Raw genomic sequence first — 7909 nt, 5'->3', positions numbered from 1 at the left:
CCGAGGCATAGAGCCGAAACCGAAAATCCATTTTGGCTTCTTATGAGCTACAATAAAAGCCAAAATTAGTTGAGGTAAGGCGCCTGGGAAAGCGAGACTCGAAGAAGCAATCGGAAGTTTGCGACTTAATTATTATAGACACATAACCACCATATAAAGTGTACAGCATATTTTAATAGTACATGCTTTTGTCAATGACGGGTCATTACTCCCGAAACTTAAAATAGACACGTTTTAATTTACATCTTGCTGCGCTTCTAGTTCTTGTTGTAACGTATCAAACATCAATTCAAAGCCATGTGCCGTATGATCGTGATAAGCTTTTTTCTTTTGCTTGTATTCTAAGTTTGTCAATCGTCTTTCTTTAGGTACTAAGCCTTTATAATAAAACGTCATCTGTGTAATGCCTGGACTTCTTTCTTCAAAGTAAACTTCAATTTCATCCGCTTCATCGCTAAACTCAGGCATTTGAATCGTTTGAATGATATGGGTATCTTCAACTAATGTTTGATAAACGCCTTCAATTTCTAAGCGCTTGCCTTGACGTTGATCAACGATTCTATAAGTGCCACCCTCGACTGGATGGTTTTCTATTTCTTGATTCGTACGACGTGAAGTCATAAACCATTCTTTCAATTGCTCTGGCTCTAACCAAGCACGATACGCGCTTGTTGGTGTCGTCTTCATGAGACGTACAAGTTTTATTTCAACCCATTCATTTTGCATATGCTTCACTTCCATTCTCCATACTTTTCCCGATGCACCCCATCATCTTTATTGTAACTTAAATCCATACGCATACCGAACAAATTGAACATCTCACAACCTATTCCTAAACTTTTATAAAGAGAGATGTCGCTATTTTTTGCGTTCTAGTCTTGGAAGGTTAAAAATGATAGCCACCACACCACATAAAGCAAGCATAATCGGATAAATAGAATAAGGTAACAGCATAACAGGCGATATACTCGCGACACCCGCTGCCGCAATCAACTGAGGACTGTACGGTACAAATCCTTGAAACGCACTGCCAAAAATATCCAAAATACTTGCCGATTTACGCGCATCGATTTGATACTCATCTGCTATCTCTTTTGCTAAGGGACCTGCCATAATAATGGAAATCGTATTGTTTGCAGTTGAGATATCTGCAATACTCACTAATCCCGCAATACCAAATTCAGCGCCACGTCTAGATTTAACACGACTTTTAACAAAGTTTAACAGCCAAGTAATACCTCCGTGGTGCTCAACAAGGCCAATCATACCACCAATCAATAAAGCAATCATGGCGATATCTTGCATACCTATAATGCCTTCCGATATCACTTTTAATAAACCTGCAAAACTAAATGCATGATCAATAAGTCCTATGACACCTGCAAGCGCAACGCCACCTAATAATACTAATATGACGTTCACACCGATAATCGCAAGAATCAATACAAGTAAATAAGGGATGACTTTAAACCATTCGTAATCATAAGTTTTTGTATGATCAATTTGATAGCCCATTGTGAGCCACCAGAGTAATACAATGGTAATCAGTGCACCTGGCACTACAATTCTAAAGTTCACTTTAAACTTATCACTCATTTGCGTTTTTTGCGTGCGAACCGCAGCTATTGTCGTATCAGAAATCATAGACAAGTTGTCTCCGAACATTGCGCCACCAACAACTGTTGCCATTGCTAACGCTGCTGGGATTTCGGTAGCTTGGCTAATCCCAAAACCGACGGGCGCAATCGCAGCCACTGTTCCAACGGATGTCCCCATTGAAATAGAGATAAACATACAAATGATAAATAGACCGACTATCAAGTAATTTTGCGGGATTAATGATAGACCTAGATTCACTATTGAGGTTACACCCCCCATAGCTTGGGCTGTCTTTGAAAACGCACCTGCAAGGATAAAGATAAACATCATTAAAATAATATTGGGATGACCTGCTTTTTGAGCAAACACTTCAACTTTAGTCGTCAATTTCTCTTGACGATTCATCATAAGTGCAACAACGACACCAATAATTGCGGCAACATTTAACGGCATAAAGGTGAAATCTTTCGTAATGATACCGGCGCCTAAAAAAATACTTATAAATACAACGAGCGGTGTTAATGCCCATGGATTATTTTGATCTCGATATGGTTTAGACATTTTGAAACTCCTTATTTATAAAAAGTATAGTCCCCTTTTTTTCAATTTCATCAACAGAATTAAACTTTCCTTATATCAAAATCATTCATTGTGCATCTGTCCTTTTAAACATCCCTTTAAAAATGACTTTAAAAGTCAACATATGATATACGTATTGATTTAAAATTGAATTTTACTGTTAAACAATACATGAAATCTAATTTAACATCAATGTCAACTTGAAGCCTCCCAAATCTCTTGAATTAAAGCCACAAAATAAGCTGGTACTTTTTCTAAAATGACTTCATTAGGATTGTATTGTGCATGGTGAAGCGGAAACTGACTTTCAGAACCTATCATCGCAAAGTGAACTGGCGCGATATCTTGATAACCTGAAAAATCTTCTCCTATCGTTAAGGCACGAGGTAAAACATCAGCTTGATACCCTACATGTTGCGCGCTTTTTAATGCTATTTGTTGTAAAGTATCATCATTAAACACCGCACCTGCTAAACGTTGGTAGTCTAACTCAACTTGAGCATCAAATTGGAGTGCGAGTCCTTCACAAATTTGAGTCATACGCGCTTCAACCTGATCCCTAATATCCTTTTTAAAACTTCGAACTGTGCCCTCTATCATAGCATCTTGTGGAATGACATTCCAAGTATGGCCACTATGCACTTGCCCGATTGTCACAACCGCTTCATCATGTGGGGCAATGTTTCGACTGACAATCGTTTGCAAACTCGAAATGAGCTGACTCAATATCACGTGAGGATCTTTCGCATTGTGTGGCATCGCAGCATGTGCACCTATACCATGGATTCGAATGATAAAACGATCCACATTCGAAGTCATAAATCCAGATTTAGCACACCATTCACCTACTTTTAATGTTGGATCATTGTGAAATCCTAAAATTGCCTTCGCACCATCTAGCACACCCGTTTTGACCACTTCAAAAGCCCCTTCACTAATTTCTTCTGCGGCTTGAAAAATAACGCGAACACGGCTTTTCAACTGCGCTTCCTGTTCTTTCAATTGAATAGCTGTGCCTAATATGGCAGCCATATGAATATCGTGACCACAAGCATGCATTACATCTTTATTTTCAGAACGAAATTTTAATGCGGTTTGTTCTTCAATAGGTAAGGCATCAATATCAGAACGGATGACGATAAAGTCTTCCCCATGACCGATTTCAGCAACTAATCCTGTTGAAAGCGGCGTATTTAATATTTTTATATCATAATGTGTTAAAATTTCACGAATCCGCTGTGTTGTCTCATATTCTTGATTAGATAATTCTGGATTTTGGTGAAAGGCTCTTCGCCATTCAATGAGTTGATTCAGTTCAACTGGCATCGTTGCCACGTCCTTTCCTATCATTTTTAAATCGTTTTACAAGATAAAATATAAGCGTTCCTATCAGTACCCCTAAAGCTAATTGATGTGTCCCGATAATCAATAAGAAGGTAATACAAATGATGCCGAATTCGATCCAGCGTCTTTCTCTTATATAATCCAATGTTTGTTTTTCAAACGTCCCCATCGCAATACGCATCAGTACGATTGCTAAAACAACAAGTGGAATTCGACCAACAATCGGTCCTAAAAACATGAGAAATAGCAATAGCATCACGCCTGTCATAAAAGTCGATAATCGGGACGTTGCGCCAAGTTGATAGTTATATTTGGACTGTCCGACGAGCGCGCTGCCTCCGATACCACCGAGTAAACCGACAATCGCATTCGTTAGCCCTTGGCCAAATGATTCTTTGTTGATACTACTTTGACTATCGGTCAAGTTATCCATCATTTGTACAGTCAAACTGGTTTGAATCGTCGCAACGACAGCAAGCATTAATCCAAATAGTGCAACTTCAAATAAGGTCATCCACTGTAACGGCACATCTGGAAACCCAATTGTAGGCATTTCAAAATGGAGCTGAGCCAAATCTTTCACATACTTCAAATCTAAGTTGAAACATCCCGCAATAAGTGAGAAAAATAGAATTGTAACTAAAGCAGCAGGAACACGTTCAGTAACGTGTGGTAGCCAAAATAGCATGCATAAACTTCCTAAAGCGATAATATATGTCAAAGCCGACTGACCTACAACATACTTAAGCTGAGAAGTGAGCAAAAGATAGCCAAGTGCATTCATAAAGCCAATGACCACTGGCACTGGAATTTTATGAATCATTTTTTCTACATGACAAAATGCAAACAGTATTTGAAAGAGCCCCATGACAATCATCGCTGCAATAAGCATTGCTACACCGTAACGATCATTAATCAATACAGCAACAATTGACACACCACTACTCGGGGCTGATACCATTAAGCGGCGCGCGCCAAGAAAACTGATGAGCATCATCATCAACGCAGAACTCAACAACCCGATAGTTGGACTGACACCGGCGATAAAAGAAAAAGCAATGGCCCCTGGTACCATCGCTAGTGCAACAAGCATCCCTGCGCTGATATTTTGGACGACGTTGCCTCGCCAGCTATTTAAATAGGCCACTACATCTCCCCTCATACCTATTCCCCCATGTCTCGTATTCAGTTGTATTTATTGTATCAAATTTAAAAAGCTAAGTTGACAAATCGATACATTTTACGCATAAGTCTAATTGCGTTAATTATTAAGAGGCTGTGACATACATGCCAAAAATAAATAGCGCTAAGATGATTTTTTAATAGAAAATTTGTCTTAGCGCTTTTTTTATGATGAAACTTCGTATGATATTTATAAGTTAAGACTTCAGCTCTTAAGCAATCGCGTTCATGAAGTCAAGACTATCAGAGATTTTATGTCCCGAACGCTTACGATAAATGATGAAACTGAAGCTTATAATAATCCCAAATGACGGTCTACAATGACACGTCCTTTTTGAATGACTTTTTCTACATGATTTACTCCATAGTGATAAGGAATATATTCATGATTAGGTGCATGCCAAATCACAATATTCGCTTGATCACCAGGATTAATGGTACCTGCATCGACATCGATTGCCTTAGCTGCATTCACAGTAACTGCATTCCATATTTCATTTGGTGATAATTTTAGTTTTAAAGCTGCAATCGCCATGACCATTTGCAAGTTATTTGTTACACAACTTCCTGGGTTGTAATCCGTAGCAATGGCAATCGCGCCATTATAGTCTAACATGCCTCTTGCATCAGCGTAGCTTTCTTTACCTAAATAAAATGTTGTTCCTGGTAAGAGTACCGCGACTGTATTCGATTGACTTAACTTCGCTTTATCTTCTTCACTTGAAGCAACAAGATGATCTGCAGAAATTGCGCCTTCATCTATGGCAAGGCCTAACCCCCCTAATGGGTCGATTTCATCTGCGTGAATTTTAACTTTAAAACCTTGTGCCTTAGCCGCTTCCATATAACGTTGAGATTCTTCAATCGTGAAAACGCCTGTTTCACAGAATATATCTGCAAAATCTGCCAATCCTTTCACTTCGGGTAATAAATCAATCATTTCTTGTAAAAAGGCTGCGTTAGACGTCGCTTCTTTAGGTACAGCATGTGGTCCTAAAAAAGTATGTCGCATCGCTAAACCATATTTTTCTGCCAATCGATTAGATATTCTTAACTGTTTTAATTCATTTTCTTTATCAAGACCGTAACCACTTTTACTTTCAACCGCTAACACACCATGATGCACCATCGTTAATAATGCGTGTTCTGCTTTGGCAAAAAGCTCATCTTCCGTTGCTTGACGTGTCGCTTCAACGGTAGATAAAATACCGCCTCCTGATTCTAAAATTTCTAAATATGACTTACCTTGTCTTTTGAGTGCCATTTCATGTTCACGTGACCCACCATGAATAAGATGGGTATGTGCATCCACTAAGGCAGGTGAAACGACACGATTTGAGGCATCAATCACATCTTTAGCTTCATAATCTTCTGTGTACGGCCCTGAATAAACAATTTTCCCATCATCAACGACAACAGTTCCATTTTGAATGACCGTTAATTCATCCAATTCTTTTCCTTTTAAAGTTTGATCGACAGATTTAGGCAAAATCAATTCTTTTATATTTTGAATGATTAAATCATATGCCATTAAGCTTCATCCTCCTTTTTCATCATTGGAATATCGATTCCTTTTCTTTGTGCTGTTTCAATTGCAATATCATAGCCTGCATCTACATGTCTTACTACACCCATACCCGGATCTGTAGTCAATACACGTTTTAATCTTCTTTCTGCACGTTCACTTCCATCTGCAACAACGACCATACCTGCATGTAATGAATAACCCATGCCAACGCCGCCACCATGATGCACAGAAATCCATGAACCACCTGCTGCAGTATTGACAAGTGCATTTAAAATTGCCCAGTCACCGACAGCATCCGAACCGTCTTTCATTGACTCTGTTTCTCTATTTGGCGAGGCAACTGAGCCCGAATCTAAATGGTCACGTCCAATAACAATTGGTGCTGAAATTTCACCTTTACGCACAAGATCATTTAATGCCAGTCCCATTTTCGCACGTTCGCCGTAACCTAACCATGCAATTCTTGATGGTAAACCTTGAAAAGCAATTTTCTCAGTTGCCATATCTAACCAGCGCATGAGTTTTTCATCTTCAGGGAAAAGCTCGCGCATCAATTGGTCTGCACGCTCAATATCTTTAGGGTCACCAGACAAGGCTGCAAAACGGAAAGGCCCTTTTCCTTCACAGAAGAGCGGTCGAATATAAGCTGGGACAAAGCCAGGAAAGTCGAATGCATTTTCAAGCCCTTGGTCATAGGCAACTTGACGAATATTATTGCCATAATCAAAAGCGACCGCACCTTTTTCTTGAAATGCCAACATGGCTTCCACATGTTTTTTCATTGACTGTTGTGATTTTTGTACATAAGTTTCAGGATCACTTTCTCTCAACTGTTCCGCTTCTTCTAAAGAATAGCCTTCTGGAATATAGCCATTCAACGGGTCATGGGCTGACGTTTGATCCGTAATAATATCAATTTTAAAGTTTCGTTTTAATATTTCATGATGAACTTCAGCTGCATTTCCAACAAGCCCTATAGCTAAAGCTTCACCATTTTGTTTGGCTTTTTCAGCTTTTTCGAGCGCTTCATCTAAAGAATCAGTAATGATATCACAATATTTTGTATCAATCCGTTTATGAATACGTGAAGGGTCAACTTCTACGCCAATCACAACCCCTTCGTTCATCGTAACAGCAAGTGGTTGTGCACCACCCATGCCCCCTAATCCAGCTGTTAATGTAATTGTTCCTTTTAATGAGCCATTAAAATGCTGCTTGGCTAATTCTGCAAATGTTTCGTATGTCCCTTGAACAATCCCTTGTGAGCCGATATATATCCAACTTCCCGCAGTCATTTGGCCATACATCATTAAGCCTTTGCGATCCAATTCATGGAAGTGATCCCAATTGGCCCATTTCGGTACGAGTACAGAATTTGAAATTAAAACGCGCGGTGCTTCTTCATGTGTTTTAAAAACTGCAACGGGTTTACCTGATTGAACGAGCATCGTCTCATCTTTTTCTAATCGTCTTAACGTTTTAACTATTGCATCAAAACTTTCCCAGTTTCTTGCTGCTTTTCCGATGCCCCCGTATACAACGAGTTTGTCAGGGTGTTCTGCAACTTCTGGATCTAAATTATTATAGAGCATGCGTAAGACAGCCTCTTGTTCCCAACCTTTACATTCGATTTCCAATCCTTTTTTCGCTTTAACTTCTCTAGCCATAATGCATCTC

The 7909-nt window shown here is 39.2% G+C and carries 6 protein-coding genes; all 6 read right to left on the bottom strand.

Going from position 1 to position 7909, the window contains the following annotated elements:
- Positions 1-234: 234 nt before the first annotated feature.
- The 6 genes from HMPREF1208_RS10020 to hutU all read right to left on the bottom strand — a co-directional run bounded on the left by HMPREF1208_RS10020 (position 235) and on the right by hutU (position 7899).
- A complete protein-coding gene (locus HMPREF1208_RS10020; protein ID WP_126496114.1) occupies positions 235-741 on the bottom strand; it encodes an SRPBCC family protein in 507 nt (168 codons plus the stop codon).
- A 117-nt stretch (positions 742-858) separates the two neighbouring features.
- Entirely contained in the window at positions 859-2160 is a 1302-nt protein-coding gene (locus HMPREF1208_RS10015; RefSeq protein WP_016426271.1) for a Na+/H+ antiporter NhaC family protein, read from the bottom strand.
- Between the two features lie 213 nt (positions 2161-2373).
- Positions 2374-3504, bottom strand: a complete 1131-nt coding sequence (locus tag HMPREF1208_RS10010) for an amidohydrolase (protein WP_016426270.1) — start codon at positions 3502-3504, stop codon at positions 2374-2376.
- Positions 3494-4684 (bottom strand): SulP family inorganic anion transporter, encoded by a 1191-nt coding sequence (locus HMPREF1208_RS10005; RefSeq protein ID WP_016426269.1) that lies wholly within the window; start codon positions 4682-4684, stop codon positions 3494-3496. Before HMPREF1208_RS10005 ends, HMPREF1208_RS10010 begins: the two co-directional genes overlap by 11 nt.
- A 312-nt stretch (positions 4685-4996) precedes the next feature.
- Positions 4997-6235: an imidazolonepropionase gene (hutI, locus tag HMPREF1208_RS10000; protein WP_016426268.1), complete on the bottom strand. Its 1239-nt coding sequence runs from the start codon at positions 6233-6235 to the stop codon at positions 4997-4999.
- Entirely contained in the window at positions 6235-7899 is a 1665-nt protein-coding gene (gene hutU / locus HMPREF1208_RS09995; protein WP_016426267.1) for a urocanate hydratase, read from the bottom strand. Before hutU ends, hutI begins: the two co-directional genes overlap by 1 nt.
- Positions 7900-7909 lie beyond the last annotated feature (10 nt).

The organism is Staphylococcus sp. HGB0015, from assembly GCF_000411275.1.
In the GTDB taxonomy this organism is placed as follows: domain Bacteria; phylum Bacillota; class Bacilli; order Staphylococcales; family Staphylococcaceae; genus Staphylococcus; species Staphylococcus schleiferi.
Note: the sequence above shows the minus strand (reverse complement) of the source record. Positions and strands in the feature narration are given on the sequence as shown.

Excerpts from the sequence above, each read along its gene's own strand:
- HMPREF1208_RS10020 (WP_126496114.1), bottom strand. The coding sequence starts at position 741 with ATGGAAGTGAAGCATATGCAAAATGAATGGGTTGAAATAAAACTTGTA.
- HMPREF1208_RS10005 (WP_016426269.1), bottom strand. The coding sequence starts at position 4,684 with ATGAGGGGAGATGTAGTGGCCTATTTAAATAGCTGGCGAGGCAACGTC.
- HMPREF1208_RS10010 (WP_016426270.1), bottom strand. The coding sequence starts at position 3,504 with ATGCCAGTTGAACTGAATCAACTCATTGAATGGCGAAGAGCCTTTCAC.
- hutI (WP_016426268.1), bottom strand. The coding sequence starts at position 6,235 with ATGGCATATGATTTAATCATTCAAAATATAAAAGAATTGATTTTGCCT.
- hutU (WP_016426267.1), bottom strand. The coding sequence starts at position 7,899 with ATGGCTAGAGAAGTTAAAGCGAAAAAAGGATTGGAAATCGAATGTAAA.
- HMPREF1208_RS10015 (WP_016426271.1), bottom strand. The coding sequence starts at position 2,160 with ATGTCTAAACCATATCGAGATCAAAATAATCCATGGGCATTAACACCG.